Below are 17,351 nucleotides of genomic sequence, written 5' to 3' on the forward strand. Positions count from 1 at the left end.
GCACGCGGTGGCCTGGCTGCTCGCGACCGGGGCCGCGGTGACGCTGTCCTGGTGGGGTGTGCACACGGTGATGTCCGGCACGGCGTACGACCCGCCGAGGGCGCTGCCCGTGGTGGGCCCGGACGACGGCTCCGGCTCCGGCGACTCGGCGTCGCCGCTCGCCTCGTCGACGCAGCGCCCGGAACCATCACCGTCCACGTCGTCCCGCGCCGCGAAGCCGTCCCGGTCCGCCGCGTCCTCGAAGTCCGCGTCACCGAGCCGTACGGCGTCGTCCGCGCCGCGCACCTCCGCGCCGGGCACGGCCTCGTCCGGCACCGTGAAGAGCTACTCGACGGACGGCGGCCGGGCCGTGTTCGACCTCGGCGACACGTCGGCGACGCTGGTGTCCGCGACACCTGCCGCCGGGTGGTCGGTGGAGGTGTGGAAACAGTCGACGTGGATCCGGGTGGAGTTCACGTCGGGGGCGGAGAAGGTGTCGGTGTTCTGCACCTGGCACGACCACGAGCCGTCGGTGGAGATCGCCACGTACTGAGCGCGCCGTTGCGGGTTCTGCTTTCTTGTCGGGTGCGGCGCCGTCGTGTCTGGTCGCGCAGTTCCCCGCGCCCCTGAGGCATGCGCTCCGCGCAGCCTCCCCGGGGCGAGCGGAGCTCGCTTCAGGGGCGCGGGGCTGTGTCCATCAGCGGCTCCGCCGCGGGGCGCGAGAAGCCCCACCGGGCCGCACCCGCGAGACGAGCGGCGCCCCGCAGACGCCCCACGCGCTACCGGAACACAGAAGCCGGCGGCGCCGGGGACGCCTTCGCCGTGGCGTCCGTCACGGGGGACGCGCCACCCGTGAAGGACAGCAGATCGCGGCCGTGCTCGACCCGCCCGGGATGGGGATCACCGGCCGCGCGACGCGTCAGCTCCGCCACCGGCAACGGCACCGCCGAGGCGACGAGCACCGCGTTGCCGAAGCGTTTGCCGCGCAGCACCGTGGGGTCGGCGATCAGGGCCAGTTCGGGGAAGACGGCCGCGGCGGTGGCGATCTGGGCGCGGAGGTGGGTGAGGGGCGGCCCGTCCGCGAGGTTGGCGACGTACGTTCCCGTGGGCCGCAGCACGCGCCGCACCTCGGTCAGGAACTCCGTGCTGGTCAGGTGGGCCGGGGTGCGGGCCCCGCTGAAGACGTCCGCCACGAGCACGTCGGCCCACGCCTCGGGCAGTTTGCCGAGCGCCTCGCGGGCGTCCGCGGTCCGGACGCGGATGCGGGCACCGGGGTCCAACGGCAGCTCCCGGCGGACCAGTTGGACGAGCGGGCCGTCGCGTTCCACGATCTGCTGGGTGGCACGCGGGCGGGTCGCGGCGACGTAGCGGGCGAGCGTGAAGGCGCCCCCGCCGAGATGCAGGGCCTGGATCGGGCGGCCCCGGTCGGCGGCGAGATCGAGGACGTGGCCGATGCGGCGCTGGTACTCGAAGGAGAGGTGGGCCGGATCGTCCAGGTCGACATGCGACTGCGGAGCGCCGTCCAGGAGCAGCGTCCAGCCCGCGGGCCGGTCCCGGTCGGGTATCAGCTCGGCGAGCCCGCCGTCGACGCTCTCCACGACCGACTCGCGGGAACCCCGGCCGGCCCCGTCCCCCTTGCGCGCCTGCTGCTTCCCACCACGTGACCTCGCCATTCGGCCATTATCTGCGGGTTACGGCCATTCGGCCCAACGGCCGGGGGTCCCGGCCGTCGGGCCCGCCCGGCTCACTGGCAGTTGTCGGCGGCCTCGATCAGGCGCGCGGCCTCGTCGAGGGCGGCGCGCAGCACGGCCGGGTCGGTGACGAGGTCGGCGGTCCCGTCCCCGTCGGGGTCCGGCGGCAGCAGCCAGCCGGTGCCCTCGACCGGCGGGGCCAGCGGGGCGCCGCGGCCCTCCGTGTGCGTACAGGCGCTGCCCGGTACGTCCCAGGCGTCGGCGGTGCCGGGCGGCACGAGGAAGCCGAGGGTGTCGCCGCCGCCGTCGTGCAGCACCGGGGCCAGCGGCTCCGGGCTGCCGCGGCGCAGGATGTCCACCGCCTCCAGGCCCTGCCGGGCCGGAACCGTGACCAGGTCGCAGGCGCCCGGCGGCTGCTCGCTGTGCTCGTCGGTCGGGCAGTGCTGCGCCGTCGACGTCGTGGGCTGTACCGCGTCCAACACCTCGGCCCCTCCTAGCTCGTGGGGGTTTCGCCGCATGGTTCAACGCACAGACGCGTCAACGGCTACGGCGGCGCGCCGCCGCAAAGGATGGCAGTTCATGGCAGATCGCGGGTGAGATATCCGGTTTGTAGGCAAACCCTGCGTGTCGGCTCCGTCGCAGCCGGTACCTTCGAGCCTCGCCGGAACAAGGGCCCGCACGGCCCGACAGGTCCCCCGCACCCCTTGGTGTCCGGCACGGTTCGCACGGGAGGACCCGCTCATGACGTCGTCTCCGCATCGCCAGGATGCCTCGGCGCCGCAGCCCCCGCGGCCGAACCTCGCTTTCCGGGAGCTGCGCGGACTGCGCTCACCCGGCGAGTTCGCCGCCTCGGTGCGGCGCGCGGCGCGGGAGATCGGTGAGCGGGTCAGCTGCGACGCGCGCTACATCGGACGCGTGGAGGCCGGCGAGATCCGCTGCCCCAACTACGCGTACGAGCGGGTGTTCCTGCACATGTACCCGGGCCGAACCCTCATGGACCTGGGGTTCGCGCCCCGTTCCGCGGTACGCGGCCGGGGCGCGCGCCCGGCCCCCCGTTCCCTGCACGACGAGGAGAGCGACGTGCGACGTCGCGCATTCATGACCGGCATGACCGGCTCGACGGCCACCGTGGCCGTCGCCGCCCTGGCGCCCCTGGGCGCCCCCGCGCCGCAGGCTCCCCTGGACCGGCATCCCGCACGCGCGGGGGTCGGCGCCGTCGAGGAGGCGATCCGGCGGATCCGGCTGCTCGACGACCGGCACGGCGCCGACGGCCTGTACCGGCGGGCCGCGGCCCCGCTGCGCACCGCCTTCGAGCTGCTCGACTCGGGCACCGCGCAGCGTGACGTCACCGACCGGCTGCAGGCGGGGGCCGGTGAACTGGCCATCTCCGTCGGCTGGTTGGCGCACGACTCGGGCCGGTTCGACGATGCCCGCTCGCACTACGCGGAGGCGCTCGCGACGGCGCGGGTGGCGGGTGACGAGGCGCTGGAGGCGCACGCGTTCTGCAACACGGCGTTCCTCGCGCGGGACGCGGGGCGCCCGCGCGAGGCCGTACGGGCGGCGCAGGCGGCGACCCGGGTGGGCGCCCGCCTCGGCTCGCCGCGGCTGCTCTCGCTGCTCGCGCTGCGGGAGGCCGGGGGCTGGGCCGGTCTCGGCGACCAGCGCTCCTGCGAGCGGTCGCTGGCGCGGGCGCAGGCCCTGTTCGCGCGGGGGGCCTCGGACGCCGACCCGGAGTGGATGAGCTTCTACGGCGAGGCCGAGCTGGAGGGCCTGGAGGCGCAGTGCTGGTCGGCGCTCGGCGCGTGGGACCGTGCGGCCCGGCACGCGCGCCGGGCGGTCGCCCTTCAGGACCCGCACTTCACGCGCAACATGGCGCTGTACACGGCCGAGTCGGCGGACGATCTGGCCCGCGCGGGCCAGCCGGACGAGGCCGCCTCCGCGGGGGCGCGTGCGCTGGCCCTGCTCCGGGATGTGCGCTCGTCCCGGATCGAGGGGATGCTGGCGACGACGGCCCGGGTCCTCCTGCCGCACCGCCGGGCGGCCGGGGTGTCGGCGTTCCTGGAAGCCCACGCGGAATCCCGCCGCTGACCTCCGGTCGCGTGCCGGGTGCGGGTTCGGCGGGGCTGGTCGCGCAGTTCCCCGCGCCCCTTTTCGCCTTCGCGTCTGCTGAGTCGCTGTTCGTCTCGCGGGTGCGGGTTGTGGTGGGTTGCTCGCGCACCCGCACCCGCACCCGCACCCGCGAGACGGACCGCCACCCGGCGGACGGGACCGCGGCGCGGTCAGTTCAAGTGACCCGTCTCGTTCCACGACTCGATCGCCGGGTCACCGTAGGCCCAGCCCAGTACGGAGAGCGACGTCGGATTCAGGCGCACGCGGGCCGCGAAATCGAGCGGCAGCCCGAGCCAGCGCGCCCCGATCGACCGCAGCATGTGCCCGTGCGCGAACACCAGCACGTCCCGGTCCGCGCTCCGCGCCCACGCCACGACCTCGTCGGCCCGCGCCGTCACATCGGCGATCGTCTCGCCCTCCGGAACACCGTCCCGCCAGATGAACCAGCCGGGCCGCAGCTCCTGGATCTGGGCCGGCGTGAGGCCCTCGTACGCGCCGTAGTCCCACTCCATCAGCGCGTCCCACGCGGTGGCCCGCTCCCCGAACCCGGCGAGCTCGCACGTCTCGCTCGCGCGGACCAGCGGCGAGGTGCGCACCTCGACCCCGTCGAGCCCGTCGTACGGGGCGCGGTGCAGCCGCTCACCGAGCAGCTTCGCGCCGCGCCGGCCCTCTTCCAGGAGCGGAATGTCCGTCCTGCCGGTGTGCCGTCCGGACAGGGACCATTCCGTCTGTCCGTGCCGGGCCAACAGGATGCGCGGTGCCATGCGAGGGGGGCCTTCCATAACGACAGGGGTTTACGGGATGAACCGGGGGCAACAGGGAGTGTCGCCCCAACCATCATCGCGCAACCGGAACACGGGCCGCCCGCCGGGCAACCCGCCGCTTGATCTCTGCGTCTACGAGGATCAGGGGTCGCCCACGCAGACCCCCACATACACCTTAGGGTGGGCACGTGGCCGGAGGCCGCCGACAAGGAAGAGGGGGAGCGGCCCGAATGTCGCAGCAGATCGACGACGCACCACGCACGGAGGCAATACCCGTCGCCCGGCTCCGCTGGTGGACGGAGTTGCCGCTGCTCCTCCTCGTCTACGGCGCGTACACGGCCGGCCGGCTGCTGGCCCGGGGCGACGTGAGCACGGCCGTCGACCACGGCCTGGCGATCCTCAAGGCCGAGAAGGTGGTCCGGCTCAATCTCGAGCATCCACTGAATCGTCTGTTCACCCGCGAGGCCTGGATCGGCGTCCCCGCCGACTTCTGGTACGCCTCCCTGCACTACGTGGTCACGCCGGCCGTCCTGATCTGGCTGTTCCGCCGCCGCGCCCTTCTCTACCGCACGGCCCGCACCTGGCTGATGACGTCGACGATGATCGGCCTCATCGGCTTCACCCTGCTTCCGACCTGCCCGCCCCGGCTCCTCACTGCGGGCCACGGCTTCGTCGACACCATGGCCCAGTACAGCTCGTACGGCTGGTGGGGCGGCGCGGCCAGCGCGCCCAAGGGCATGGGCGGGATGACCAACCAGTACGCGGCCATGCCCAGCCTGCACGTCGGCTGGGCGCTGTGGTGCGGGATCATGCTGTGGCGCCACGGCGGCAGCCGCTGGGCCAAGGCCGCGGGTGTCGCCTACCCCCTCATCACCACGATCGTCGTGATGGGTACGGCGAACCACTACTTCTTCGACGCGCTCGCCGGGGTCGCGGTGATGGGAGTGGGCCTGCTGCTCACCAAGCCCGTGATGCGGGTCGCGGCGCTGGTCAGGGACTGGGCGGGCGGCCTCTTCGTGGGCGTGCGCGGGGGCACGGCGACGGCCCCTTCCGCCACACGTTCCTCGAATGTCAGTGGAGAGTGCCAGACTTCCCCGGGTGAGCGAATTCCCCGACAGCGCAAGGCCGCCACACAGCGCGACACAGGCGACGGGGCTGCGGCACCGGCTCGCTGAGCTGCGCGGCCCCGACACCCCGCCACGCCCGATGGACGCCCGCGCCCTGGCCGCCCTCGCGGCGAACCCGGGGTGCAACCGCAGAGCGCTCCTGGACGGCGCGGGCGTCGACAAGGGCCGGATCGCGGACGCGCTGGGTTCACCGGCCGCCTTCGGCCAGTCCCAGTTCGCGCTGACGCGGGGGAACGCGTTCGAGGCGCGGGTGAAGGCGGACGGCGGCGCGGAGCTGCTGCGGCTCGTGCACGCGTGCGTGGGCGGCGCCGACGACGCCGAGCCGGTCCCCGGCCTCGTACGGAATCCGGACCTGTCCGCGATCGGTCCCGAGGGTCGCACCGCGCGCACGGCGCTCGCCCTGCGCGAGGCGGTCGAGTCCGCGGCCGCCGACGGGACGTGGGCGTTCCTCGACCATCCGATGCTGGCGCTCGACGTGGCGGGCAGCCCCGCGTTCCTGGAGCCGGACGCGGTGGTCGTGCACCCGGACGGCAGCTGGACGGTCGTCGAGATCAAGTCCTTCCCGATGATCGACGGCGCGGCGGACGCGTCGAAGGTGGGTGCGGCGGCCCGTCAGGCGGCGGTCTACGTGCTGGCGCTCGAACAGGTGGCGGCGCGCATGCCGGAGGCGGGGGTGACGGTCCGGGACCGGATCGTGCTGGTCTGCCCCAAGGACTTCACGAACCTGCCGGCCGCGTCCGCGGTGGACGTGCGCAAGCAACGGGCGGTGACGCGGCGCCAGTTGACGCGGCTGACCCGGATCGACGACATCGCGGAGGCCCTCCCGCCGGGCACGGTCTTCGACCCCGAGCTGTCGCCGGACGCGCTGACGGCCGCCGTCGAGGCGGTCCCCGCGACGTACGCGCCGGAGTGCCTGGCCGCGTGCGAGCTGGCCTTCCACTGCCGCGACCGCTCGCGGGCGGCCGGCGCGGTGACCACCCTCGGCCGTCCGCTCCGCGCCGAGCTGGGCGGCCTGACGACGGTGGACGCGGTGCTCGCCGCGGCCCACGGCGAGGCGGGCGACCCGGCGGACCCGACGGTGGCGGCCCTGCGGCGGGCCGCGGCCCTGCGCGCGGAGGCGCTGGCCGGGGCGGGGGCGGGGAGCCGATGAGCCTGATCAACCACCTGGCCCGGCTGGAGGCGACCAGCACGGGCCGCGCCCAGCCGACCGCCACGGTCCGGCACCGGCATCTCTCCCAGCGCCCCCTGGTCCTGGTCCCCCTCACCACGGCGGGCGAGACGGGCGCGCCGCTCGGCGCCCTGGTCGGCACGGAGCGCACCTCGCCGCGTCTGCTGGTCGTGCCGCAGCCGCGCGACCGCGACCTGCGTTTCGCGTTCCTGACGCAGCTCGCCGAGACGGTCCTGCCGTACATCGACTCGTACGCCGCCGACGTCGAGACCGCCGAGCGCAGCGAGACGGACCCGGCCACGAACAAGCGGGTCAAGGTCGAGGTCGAACTGTGCGCGGACGCGCCGCAGTTGATCGTGCCGAGCCGGGCGGGCATCGAGTTCGTCCGCCTCCTCGGCCGCTCGATGCGCTTTCGCCGCACGGCGGAGCAGGACCCGGAGACGCCCTACCCCGCTCCCCCGCACGTCCCGCTCCTCGGCCGCTGGCTCACGCACTACGGCGAGCGCGCCCGGGTCCCGGGCTCCTCGCTGCTGCTCGCCATGACGGACCTGCTCTCGCGGCACTGGGCGACGGGCCAGTCCAGCCTGGAGGACCAGCACCTGGGCGCGCTGCTCGCCTGGATCGAGGCGCCGGAGGGCACCTCGGGCGCCGACGCGGCGCTCCGCGCCGAGCTGGACCGGGACGCGCACGGCCAGCTCCTGCACCCGCCCGCGGGACCGGCCACCGACCCCGCCTTCGACAACAAGCTGCTCGCGCCCGCCATCGAGCGCTACGACAAGGCCCGTACGCGCCTCGCGGCCACCGAGGACGCGGTCGAGGCCGACGGCCGGCTGGCCGAACTCACCGCCGCGGAGCGGGAGATCCACGCCCTGGTCGAGTCCCGCACCCGGCCCACCTGGGACGCGGCGTGGCGCGGCCTCGACGCGCTGTGCACCCTGCCCGAGGGCCCGCACGCCGCCGACCGCTGGACGCGGGACCGCTGGTCGTTCACCGGCCACCGCGACCGGGTCGCGGCGGGCGAGCCGCCTCAGCCGCGCCGCGACGACGCGGTGACGGCGGCGAACAAGCTGGCCACGCGCGAGCGCGAACAGGCCCGCCTGGACGCCCAGGAGGCGCTCGACGACCCGCTCGTCATGGCGGGCCGGCGCCTCGCCGGGGAAGCGCTGACCGGCGAGGTGACCGAGGTCGTGGCGGCGTACAACGAGAAGAAGCGCCCCCGCCCCCTGGTCACGCTCCGCACGGACGACCGGCCGCACCTCGGCGAGCGCGTGAAGCTCTACCGGTCGCTGGACGGCAAACCGCAGACCGCCGAGTTCGTGACGTACGAGAGTGACGGCTCGGTGGTGCTCCGGCTGCTGGACAAGATGGGGCGCGGCAAGGAGCCGGACCCCGGGTCGGTGCCGGACAAGGGCGACCGGCTGTGCTGGACGCTGTTCGAGCACGAGCAGCGCGGCGGCCCCAAGCTGCCGGAGCCCGAGGAGACGCCGTGGACCCACGGCGGGCCGCCCGGGGCCGGGACCGAGTCGCCGGACGCCGTGACCGTGGAGGACATCCTGTGACGACCGCACCCACCGCTGTCACCGCGTTCGACCCCGGCGCCGAGGCGGCCCGCGCCACCGACGCGATCCTGCGCGACACCCTGCACAGCGAGGCCCGCGGCATCGTCGTGGACTCCCCGCCCGGTGCCGGGAAGTCGACGCTCGTGGTGCGCGCCGCGCTCGAACTGGCCGACGCGGGCCGCCCGTTGATGATCGTCGCGCAGACGAACGCGCAGGTGGACGACCTCGTCCTGCGCCTGCACGAGAAGAGCCCCGAGCTACCCGTCGGCCGGCTGCACAGCAGCGACCCGGACGCGTACGACAAGACGCTCGACGACCTGCCGAACGTGCGCCTGTCGACCAAGGCCGGCGACCTCGCGCCGCTCCCGATCGTCATCTCCACCGCCGCGAAGTGGGCGCACGTGCGGCCCGACGACGCGGGTGGTCCGTGGCGGCACGCGATCGTCGACGAGGCGTACCAGATGCGCAGCGACGCGCTGCTCGCCGTGGCGGGACTCTTCGAGCGGGCGCTCTTCGTGGGCGACCCGGGGCAGTTGGACCCGTTCTCGACGGTCGGCTCGGAGCAGTGGGCGGGCCTGACCTACGACCCGTCGGCGTCGGCGGTGTCGACGCTGCTGGCCCACAATCCCGACCTGCCGCAGCACGAACTGCCCGTGTCCTGGCGGCTTCCGGCGTCGGCGGCGCCGCTGGTGTCGGCCGCGTTCTACCCGTTCACGCCGTTCCGCAGCGGTACGTCGGAGGGCGACCGCACGCTGAACTTCCGTGCCGCGTCGGACGGTTCGGGCCCGGACCGGGTCATCGACGAGGCGGCGCGCGCGGGTTGGGGCCTGCTCGAACTGCCCGCCGCGCACACCCCGCGCACGGATCCGGAGGCGGTGCGGGCCGTGGCGCTCGTGGTGCGGCGCCTTCTCGACCGGGACGGCGTGACGACGTCCGAGCGCGGCCCCGAGGAGACTCCGCTCACCGCCGACCGGATCTGCGTCGGCACGGCCCACCGCGACCAGGCGGCCGCGGTGCGCTCCGCGCTGGCCGGGCTCGGCGTGCAGGGCGTCACCGTCGACACGGCGAACCGGCTGCAGGGGCGCGAGTACGACGTCACGGTGGTGCTGCATCCGCTGTCGGGGCGGCCCGACGCGACGGCGTTCCACCTGGAGACCGGGCGGCTGTGCGTGCTCGCCTCTCGGCACCGGCACGCGTGCGTCGTGGTGTGCCGGGCGGGCGTCTCGGAGCTCCTCGACGAGCACCCTTCGGCGGAGCCCGTGCAGCTGGGGGTGACCGTGAAGTTTCCCGACGGATGGGAGGCGAATCACTCCGTGCTGAGCCGGTTGTCGGAACACCGGGTCGCTTGGGGTGGTTGAGGGGGTTGCGTTTGTCCGCGGGCCCGGTGGGGGCTTCTCGCGCAGTTCCCCGCGCCCCCGAGATGCGCACTTCGTGCGGCATCTCATCGGGGAAGGCTGCGCGCGGCGCACACCTTCAGGGGCGCGGGGAACTGCGCGACCAGCCCCCACTCACCCGCACCCGAAGGCCCACTTGCGCCCCCACGGACAATGGAAGGCGGCCCGGGCGACAAGACGGGCCGTGTCTCGGAACCAGGAGGAACACCATGGCGGAGCCCGAGCGGCAGCCCCGGCTGCGGCCCGCGCCGTTGATCTTCGAGCCCGCGGAAGCGGCCGCCGACCCGGAGCACTTCTTCGACCTGGAGTCCGTCGAGGACCCCCGCGAGCTGCTCGCCCGCGCCACGGAACTGACCCACGCGTTCCGCGCGGCGGCCGACCGTTCCGTCGAGTTCCAGGCGATCGCGGCGGCCCAGCTCGCCGATCCGCGCCGCTTCGACCGGCTGACCACGGCGGACATCGCGGAGCGCGCGGAATGGACCGAGGACTACGCCAAGAAAATGGTCGAATTCGGCCGTGACCTGCTGCGCGGCACCGCCGAGCCGACCGCCTGAGGACCGGGTCAAGATCTTTTGGCATATGCCAGAGGGGCAAGATACTCCACCCCGCCCCCTCCTGTCCTGATTTCCCGCAACCCTTTGGAGCTGCACCCTCACGCCCTGTAGATGTAGGGGTCATGAGCACCGCGTACCCCCACATCGCCCCCGCCCGCACGGACCGGGCCACGACCCACGACCGCTTCGACGTCTCGGGTGTGACCCCCGAGGGCGCTGCCTGGCTCGCCTCCGCAGGAACGTATCCGCGATCAACGCTGACTCACTGGGAGTCCCGGCCCCACGCCCCCGTGGTGCTGCCCTGCGGCTCCGTCTTCGACGTGGTGAACGTGCCCGCGATCTTCGGCCGCCGGATGTTAGACCGCCTCTGGGACGAGGGACCTGGCTCGGGCCCCGTCGCCGCGTACCGGGGCCGCATGCTCCTGTTCGCCGCCCCCGGCACCGCCCAGCGCCTGCCCTCGCTGCTGCGGTGGGAGGAGTGGGGCTCCGCGGTACCGCCGTTCCTGTGCCACGGCAGCGGCGACGCGGTCACCGTGCCGGCCCCGACAACCCCCGCCGAGCCGCACCATCCGTCCCGCTGGGTCGTCGCCCCCGACACCCGTCATCCCTGGCTGCCGGGGGCCGAGGTACTGCTCTGGGCCTGCGTCAAGGCGGCCCGCGCCGCCGCGCAGTCGACCGTGCAGGTATCGATTTTTCCTGCTGCCGATCAGAGTGCTAATGTCTACGACGTCAGCCGGCGCCATTAGCTCAGTTGGTTAGAGCAGCGGACTCTTAATCCGCGTGTCCGGGGTTCGAGTCCCTGATGGCGCACAGACAATCAAAGGCCTTCCGCAAGCGCGGAGGGCCTTTGTCGTCGAGCCTGCACTGTGGCCCGGCACCCGGCTGGGGGTCCGGGGGTTACCCCCCGGGGGATGCAGCATCCGCGTGTCCGGGGTTCGAGTCCCCGATGGCGCACAGACAATCAAAGGCCTTCCGCAAACGCGGAAGGCCTTTGCCGTTGAACCTGCACTGTGGCCCGGCACCCGGCTGGGGGTCCGGGGGTTACCCCCCGGGGGATGCAGCATCCGCGTGTCCGGGGTTCGAGTCCCTGATGGCGCACATACAATCAAAGGCCTTCCGCAAACGCGGAGGGCCTTTGTCGTTGAACCTGCACTGTCGCCCGGCACCCGACTGGGGGTCCGGGGGTTACCCCCCCGGGGAGATGCAGCATCCGCGTGTCCGGGGTTCGAGTCCCTGATGGCGCACCTGAAACGAAGGCCTCCCACCAGCGTGGAGGGCCTTCGTCATTGCCGGGCGCGGCTGTCGTCGCGGCTGGTCGCGCCCCGCGGCGGAGACGCTGATGGACACAGCCCCGCGCCCCTGACAGCGAGCTCCGCTCGCTTCAGGGGAAGCCTGCGCGCAGCAGGACCACCGGACCGCACCCGCTCACGAAACGCCGGCCCCGCAGACGGAGACGGTCGCCACCCCGGTCAGCCCGTCGTCACCTTCACCGTCCACGCGCCCGACGCCGTACGGTCCTCCACCTCGACCCGTACCTTCTCGCCGGGGACCGTGAAGCTCTCGCCCGCCTGGATCGGGGCGTCGGCGAGGGGTGGGTAGACCGAGTCGCCGTAGCAGGCCTCCGTGAACGGGTGGGAGTCGATGACCTGGACCGGGCCGCCCCCGGACGAGGAATCGTTGCGTACGCGGTAGGCGAGGACGCCCTGCGTGCAGGTCGCGTCGTCGTTGCCGCCACCGCCACGGGCCTCCAGGGCGATGGCGCTGGACGGACCGGTGCGGACGACCGCGAGCTTGGTGCCGCCCCCCGCACCGAACGGCGCGCCGGCCGAGCGCCGCGCCGTGCTCAGCGGCTCCAGGGTCAGCCGGGTGTCCCCGGCGCGCGTCACGCACGCCACCTGCCGCGGCTCCAGCCAGCCCAGCTTCCACTTGTGCCAGCCGAAGAAGTCGGGGGCCAGCCCGAACTGGCTGCCCATGACGTCCCAGTCGCCGACGTACGTGTCCCAGTCACCCTCGCCGTCGGCGGGCCGGTGATAGAGGTCGGGCAGGTCGAAGACGTGCCCCGTCTCGTGCGCGAGGACGTTGCGGTCCGGCGGGTGCTGCTCGAAGACCGTGACGATGCGCCGGATGTCGGTGCCGTCGGCCCGCATCGGCCGGTCGAAGTTCACGACCTTCGTCGCGTCCGAGTCGACACCCGGCGCCTCCGGATCGGCGACGAAGTAGACGACGTCGTACTTGCTGAAGTCCGTGTGCGCGTCCGCCACCTTCAGGGCGTCGCGCAGATAGGCGCTGCGGTGCGCGGCGTTCCAGTCACGCTTTATGGCGTACGAGGTCGAGTCGTGCGGCATCTCGATCCACTCGCGCTGCGGATGCGGCACCAGCCGGAACTTCCCGTACGAGGCGCGCTCGAAGAAGCGGCTGGTGGCCGGGAAGTAGTCGGCCGTCAGCTCCTCGGGCGTGGTGGTGGGCTCCCAGTCCGGGAAGGACAGGAACACCATCACCGCGTTGAGTGGCTTCGTCGGACGCGGGTATCCGGAATGCCATGAGTCCAGGCCCTCGGAGTGATGGGCGGCCGTGCGTTCCAGGGCGCACGGCCCGGCGTACGGCGCGGCGGCAGCGGCGGGGCCGGCGACCAGACCTGTGGCGGCCAGGGCGGTGAGAGCGGTCAGCGCTGCGGCGGCGGCACGCAGACGGCGCTTGTCCACTCCCCCGAGTGGCTGCGGACGCGGCAAGTCGACCTCCGGGCGAGGAATGCGGGACACCTGACCCAGACTGTGGCTATTTGCACAGGTTCGCCTTGTTTATCTGGCCCGGATGAGTGAGCACCCGACACCCCCGTCGCTCACAGAACGTCACAGATGATCGGGGTCCGGTCGCCGCACGGAAGAAGCCCGTACGACCCCGAGCAGAAACGATCTGTCGGAGTGGCGCAGTCCGGTCCGGAACCGAACCATCTCGGTCCGCAGGCTGGATAGGCCGTCCGACCTGCCTCTATGATCGGCACACTTTCCTGCCGGGACCCGGCGCACCAGATCACGCAACCAGACGACGCACTGCGGGAGCGAGCGGTGAGCGCACAGCCCGAAGGGCCCACGACGGCGGCGGAGGCGACCCCACCCGGCCCGCGCCTCGAACCCCTCACGGAGAGTGGCCGCGCCGGCCGGCCCGAGGCCGCCTACCGTTCCGCGTTCCTCGCCTCTCCTCTCCCCATGGCGGTCGTCGACCGCGCCGGAGTGATCGTCGGCGCCAATGCCGCGGCGCTCACGATGCTGCGCGGCGAGGGCACCGAGCCCCTCGTCGGCCGCGTCGCCGCCGAACTGCTCGACCTCTCCGGCGACCCGCGCACCTGGCACGCGTACCGCGAGGTGCTGCGCGGCCGCCAGCCGCGGCTCTCGCGCACCCGCCGGCTCAAGCACCCCGGCGGCCACTCGCTGTGGGTCCGGGTCACGGTCTCGCCGGTGCCCGGTGACGACGTCGTACTCATCTCGCTCAGCGACATCAGCGCGCACCGTGAACTCCAGGCCCGGCTGCGCCACCTGGAGATGCACGACCCGGTGACGAAGCTGCCCAACCGCGCCCTGTTCTTCGAACGGCTCACGGCAGCACTGGAGGCGGGCACGTACGACGACGCGGGGACGACCGGCCGGGTGGGCCTGTGCTACCTGGACCTCGACGGGTTCAAGGCGGTCAACGACACCCTCGGTCACCACGTCGGCGACCGGCTGCTCGCCGCCGTCGCGCAGCGGCTCGGCCAGTGCGCGGAGCGGGCCCGGCAGACCACCGGCGCCCCGCTCGTGGCCCGGCTCGGCGGCGACGAGTTCGCGCTGCTCGTGGAGGAGTCGACGGGCACCGAGCAGGTGGCGGATCTGGCGGAGGCGGCGCTGAAGGCGCTGCAGGAGCCGTTCGACCTGTCCGGTCAGCGGCTGTCCGTGTCCGCGTCGATCGGGGTCGTGGAGCGGCAGGTCGCGGGGACGACGACCACCGGTCTGATGCAGGCCGCCGACACCACGCTGTACTGGGCGAAGGCCGACGGCAAGGCCCGCTGGACCCTCTTCGACCCGGAGCGCAACGCCCACCGCATGACCCGGCAGGCGCTGTCGTCGGGGCTGCGGCCCGCCGTCGAGCGGGGCGAGTTCGTCCTGGAGTACCAGCCGCTCGTGCAGTTGGAGGACGGCGGGCTGCGGGGCGTGGAGGCGCTGGTGCGCTGGCAGCACCCGCAGTTCGGCCTGCTGACGCCGAATCGGTTCGTCGGGCTCGCCGAGGAGGACGGCTCCATCGTGCAGTTGGGGCGCTGGGTGCTGCGCACCGCGTGCGCGCAGGCGCGGCGCTGGCAGCTGGAGCACCCGGACGTGCCGCCGGTCTTCGTCAGCGTGAACGTCGCGGTGCGGCAGGTGTGGGACTCGGACCTGGTCGCCGACGTCGCGCAGATCCTGCGGGACACGCAACTCGCTCCGGAACTGCTGCAGTTGGAGCTGACCGAGTCCGCGGTCATGGGCTCCGCCGGGCGGCCGTTGCAGGCACTCCAGGCGCTCAGCGACATGGGCGTACGCATCGCCATCGACGACTTCGGGACCGGGTACTCGAATCTCGCGTACCTGAGCCGACTCCCGGTCTCCGTACTGAAGTTGGACGGTGCGTTCGTGCGCGGTTTCCAGTACGAGGACGGGGAGCGGCCCACCGATCCGGCCGACGCGGTGATCGTGGAGGCGCTGGTGCAGTTGGCGCACCGGCTCGGGCTCACCGTGACGGCGGAGTGCGTGGAGACGGCCGAACAGGCGGATCGGCTCCGCCGGATCGGGTGCGACACGGGGCAGGGCTGGCTGTACTCACGGCCCGTCGCGGCGGAGCGGATCTCTCAGCTGCTGGCCGACGGTTAGACCCGCACCCGGGCAACTCGCCCCGGATTCAACGGGTTTCGGGCTCCGCTCGTGGCTGATCCTCATCACGCTCGCCGGTGCCACGTTCATGACCGCCTCGACTGCTCCATCGTCATGGTGGCGCTGCCGGAGATCGGGCGCGACCTCTCCTTCGGTTCGGCGAGCGCCCTGCAGTGGGTGGCCACGGCCTGTCTGTTGCCGACGGCGGGGCTGCTGCCGCTCTTCGGCCGGCTGTCCGATCTGCTGGGCAGGCGGCGGCTCTTCGTTCTCGGGGCGTTCCTGTTCACGGCCCTGTCCCTGGTGGCCGCGGCCGCCGTCTCGCCGGGCATGCTGATCGCCGCGCGGGCCGGGCAGGGCATCGCCGCCGCGATGATCGCGCCGACCGCCCTCGCGCTGATGACGTCGCTCTTCCCCGAAGGGCCGCGACGCACCCGGGCGTTGGCGGTGAACGGCGCCCTGCTCTCCCTCGGCTTCGTCGTCGGCACCATCCGCGGCGGCGTCATCACCAATGGCCTGAACTGGCGTTGGACGATGGCGCTGCTCGTGACGCTCGGCTCCGTGGTGCTCACCGGGGCGCTGGCCGTGCTGCCGCGCCACGGCGACGTACGGCGGGCGAACCGGCTCGACGTACCCGGCGCGGTGCTCGCCGCCGTCGCCGCGTCCACCGGCGGCTCGGTCCTCGCCGGACTGCAGCACGCGTTCCTCACGGCCGGGCTGGTCACGGCGGCCGCGCTGCCGGTGACGGCGGTGTTCCTGCGCCGCCGGTGAGTGTTCTGTACGTGGAGGAAGGCGCCGCCCTCACTGTTGCGAGGGCGGCGTCTTCCTGCGCGTACGGGATACGGGGGATCAGCCTTGCGGCAACCCGTAGGCGTCCGCGATGAGTTCGTAGCTGCGCAGCCGGATCTCACCGCTGTGGGCGTTGGCCGTGAGCATCATCTCGTCGGCGCCCGTGCGCTTCTGGAGGTCGTCCAGGCCGGAGCGGACCTCGTCGGTGGTGCCGTGGATGACGTTGGAGTTCCAGGAGTCGATGAAGTCCCGCTCCATCTCGTTGAACCGGTACGCCTCCGCCTCCTCGGGCGTCGGGACCAGGCCGGGGCGGCCGGTGCGGAGGCGGACCATGTTGAGGGCGGCGGCCAGCACCTGGCGGCGGGCCTCCGTTCCGTCGTCGTCGGTCGCGAGCGCGGAGACGCCGATCAGGGCGTACGGCTCGGAGAGCACCTCGGAGGGCCGGAAGGACTCGCGGTACAGGTCGAGCGCCGGGATCGTGTTCTGCGCCGAGAAGTGGTGGGCGAACGCGAAGGGCAGGCCGAGGGTGCCGGCCAGGCGGGCGCTGAAGCCGGAGGAGCCGAGCAGCCAGATCTGCGGGCGGTGCGGGTCCTGGACGCCGCCGGGGGACGTGGCCTGGACGGGGCCCGGGACCGCGTGGATGCGGGAGTACGGGTGGCCGTCGGGGAAGTCGTCGTCGAGGAAGCGGGTCAGCTCGGCGAGCTGCTGCGGGAAGTCGTCCGCGCCCTCGTTGAGGCGGTCCGAGCGGCGCAGGGCGGCGGCCGTGGCTCCGTCGGTGCCGGGGGCGCGGCCGAGGCCGAGGTCGACGCGGTGCGGGGCGAGCGCCTCCAGGGTGCCGAACTGCTCCGCGATCACCAGCGGGGCGTGGTTGGGCAGCATGACGCCGCCGGAGCCGAGGCGGATGCGCTCGGTGTGCGCGGCCAGGTGGGCCAGGATCACGGCGGGGCTGCTGGAGGCGACGCCGGGCATCGAGTGGTGCTCGGCGACCCAGTAGCGGTGGTAGCCGCGGCGCTCCGCGAGGCGGGCGATGTCGGCGCTGGTGGCGAGGGCCTGGCTCGCGGTGCGGCCCGCTCCTACGGTGACCAGGTCCAGGACCGAGAGGGGGGTCGGGGCGGTGCCGTGGGCTGCGCCGCGGATCTCGTCTTGGGTGGCCGGCACGGGGTCCTCCTGCGGGGCGTGTGCGTATGTCTGGGTTGGACCCCGGCGTAACGGAGGCGTTCTCCGGTTTATTCCCCGCCGGTTCGTCGGCTGCGGGCCGGTGGGGGCTTCTCGCGCCCACGCGGCGGAGCCGCATATCGATACAGCCCCGCGCCCCTGAAGCATGCGCTGCGCGCAGCTTCCCCCAT

15 protein-coding genes and 1 tRNA gene are annotated in these 17,351 nt (G+C 73.4%); 11 read left to right on the forward strand and 5 right to left on the reverse strand.

Features of this window, described 5'->3' with window-relative positions:
- Positions 1–7 precede the first annotated feature (7 nt).
- Positions 8–532, forward strand: coding sequence for a hypothetical protein (locus B072_RS0119945; protein WP_018531740.1), 525 nt, complete (start codon positions 8–10; stop codon positions 530–532).
- Positions 533–758: 226 nt separating this feature from the next.
- Here B072_RS0119945 and B072_RS0119950 read toward each other — a convergent pair whose 3' ends face one another.
- Both B072_RS0119950 and B072_RS0119955 read right to left on the reverse strand, forming a co-directional pair.
- The gene (locus B072_RS0119950; protein ID WP_026246045.1) at positions 759–1,652 is read right to left on the reverse strand and encodes a spermidine synthase; all 894 of its coding nucleotides are present in this window, start codon (positions 1,650–1,652) and stop codon (positions 759–761) included.
- A 71-nt stretch (positions 1,653–1,723) separates the two neighbouring features.
- Positions 1,724–2,152 carry a hypothetical protein gene (locus tag B072_RS0119955; RefSeq protein ID WP_018531742.1) on the reverse strand — a complete coding sequence of 143 codons (429 nt, stop codon included), beginning with the start codon at positions 2,150–2,152 and terminating at the stop codon, positions 1,724–1,726.
- A gap of 259 nt (positions 2,153–2,411) precedes the next feature.
- On the opposite strand from B072_RS0119955, the gene B072_RS0119960 reads away from it, so the two are divergent.
- Positions 2,412–3,758 (forward strand): hypothetical protein, encoded by a 1,347-nt coding sequence (locus B072_RS0119960; protein WP_018531743.1) that lies wholly within the window; start codon positions 2,412–2,414, stop codon positions 3,756–3,758.
- Positions 3,759–3,949: 191 nt separating this feature from the next.
- On the opposite strand, the gene B072_RS0119965 is transcribed toward B072_RS0119960, so the two are convergent.
- Entirely contained in the window at positions 3,950–4,543 is a 594-nt protein-coding gene (locus B072_RS0119965; RefSeq protein WP_018531744.1) for a histidine phosphatase family protein, read from the reverse strand.
- 230 nt (positions 4,544–4,773) lie between these two features.
- On the opposite strand from B072_RS0119965, the gene B072_RS0119970 reads away from it, so the two are divergent.
- From B072_RS0119970 to B072_RS0120000, 7 genes are all read left to right on the forward strand, one after another.
- Positions 4,774–5,718, forward strand: a complete 945-nt coding sequence (locus B072_RS0119970) for a phosphatase PAP2 family protein (RefSeq protein WP_018531745.1) — start codon at positions 4,774–4,776, stop codon at positions 5,716–5,718.
- Positions 5,612–6,820, forward strand: coding sequence for a hypothetical protein (locus tag B072_RS0119975; RefSeq protein WP_420707555.1), 1,209 nt, complete (start codon positions 5,612–5,614; stop codon positions 6,818–6,820). Before B072_RS0119970 ends, B072_RS0119975 begins: the two co-directional genes overlap by 107 nt.
- On the forward strand, positions 6,817–8,397 hold the full coding sequence (locus B072_RS0119980; protein ID WP_018531747.1) for a hypothetical protein: 1,581 nt from the start codon (positions 6,817–6,819) through the stop codon (positions 8,395–8,397). The genes B072_RS0119975 and B072_RS0119980 overlap by 4 nt, the downstream gene beginning before the upstream one ends.
- On the forward strand, positions 8,394–9,755 hold the full coding sequence (locus tag B072_RS0119985; protein ID WP_018531748.1) for an AAA family ATPase: 1,362 nt from the start codon (positions 8,394–8,396) through the stop codon (positions 9,753–9,755). The genes B072_RS0119980 and B072_RS0119985 overlap by 4 nt, the downstream gene beginning before the upstream one ends.
- Positions 9,756–10,000: 245 nt before the next feature.
- Positions 10,001–10,345: a hypothetical protein gene (locus tag B072_RS0119990; RefSeq protein WP_018531749.1), complete on the forward strand. Its 345-nt coding sequence runs from the start codon at positions 10,001–10,003 to the stop codon at positions 10,343–10,345.
- A gap of 122 nt (positions 10,346–10,467) precedes the next feature.
- The gene (locus tag B072_RS45610; protein ID WP_078506494.1) at positions 10,468–11,091 is read left to right on the forward strand and encodes a bifunctional DNA primase/polymerase; all 624 of its coding nucleotides are present in this window, start codon (positions 10,468–10,470) and stop codon (positions 11,089–11,091) included.
- Positions 11,082–11,155 (forward strand) — tRNA-Lys (locus tag B072_RS0120000). The genes B072_RS45610 and B072_RS0120000 overlap by 10 nt, the downstream gene beginning before the upstream one ends.
- A gap of 659 nt (positions 11,156–11,814) precedes the next feature.
- On the opposite strand, the gene B072_RS0120005 is transcribed toward B072_RS0120000, so the two are convergent.
- A complete protein-coding gene (locus tag B072_RS0120005) occupies positions 11,815–13,047 on the reverse strand; it encodes a M6 family metalloprotease domain-containing protein (RefSeq protein WP_018531750.1) in 1,233 nt (410 codons plus the stop codon).
- A 363-nt stretch (positions 13,048–13,410) separates the two neighbouring features.
- Between B072_RS0120005 and B072_RS0120010 the strand changes: the two genes are divergently transcribed.
- Entirely contained in the window at positions 13,411–15,219 is a 1,809-nt protein-coding gene (locus B072_RS0120010) for an EAL domain-containing protein (RefSeq protein ID WP_018531751.1), read from the forward strand.
- A gap of 51 nt (positions 15,220–15,270) precedes the next feature.
- The gene (locus B072_RS43560; protein ID WP_199791065.1) at positions 15,271–15,987 is read left to right on the forward strand and encodes an MFS transporter; all 717 of its coding nucleotides are present in this window, start codon (positions 15,271–15,273) and stop codon (positions 15,985–15,987) included.
- A gap of 78 nt (positions 15,988–16,065) precedes the next feature.
- On the opposite strand, the gene B072_RS0120020 is transcribed toward B072_RS43560, so the two are convergent.
- Positions 16,066–17,163: an LLM class flavin-dependent oxidoreductase gene (locus B072_RS0120020; protein ID WP_018531753.1), complete on the reverse strand. Its 1,098-nt coding sequence runs from the start codon at positions 17,161–17,163 to the stop codon at positions 16,066–16,068.
- Between the last annotated feature and the right edge of the window lie 188 nt (positions 17,164–17,351).

Origin of the sequence: Streptomyces sp. HmicA12 (assembly GCF_000373565.1) — a bacterium.
GTDB lineage: Bacteria > Actinomycetota > Actinomycetes > Streptomycetales > Streptomycetaceae > Streptomyces.

Coding starts and splice junctions, on each gene's coding strand:
- B072_RS0119965 (WP_018531744.1), bottom strand. CDS start 4,543: ATGGCACCGCGCATCCTGTTGGCCCGGCACGGACAGACGGAATGGTCC.
- B072_RS0119990 (WP_018531749.1), top strand. CDS start 10,001: ATGGCGGAGCCCGAGCGGCAGCCCCGGCTGCGGCCCGCGCCGTTGATC.
- B072_RS0119960 (WP_018531743.1), top strand. CDS start 2,412: ATGACGTCGTCTCCGCATCGCCAGGATGCCTCGGCGCCGCAGCCCCCG.
- B072_RS0119980 (WP_018531747.1), top strand. CDS start 6,817: ATGAGCCTGATCAACCACCTGGCCCGGCTGGAGGCGACCAGCACGGGC.
- B072_RS0119975 (WP_420707555.1), top strand. CDS start 5,612: ATGTCAGTGGAGAGTGCCAGACTTCCCCGGGTGAGCGAATTCCCCGAC.
- B072_RS45610 (WP_078506494.1), top strand. CDS start 10,468: ATGAGCACCGCGTACCCCCACATCGCCCCCGCCCGCACGGACCGGGCC.
- B072_RS0119950 (WP_026246045.1), bottom strand. CDS start 1,652: ATGGCGAGGTCACGTGGTGGGAAGCAGCAGGCGCGCAAGGGGGACGGG.
- B072_RS0119970 (WP_018531745.1), top strand. CDS start 4,774: ATGTCGCAGCAGATCGACGACGCACCACGCACGGAGGCAATACCCGTC.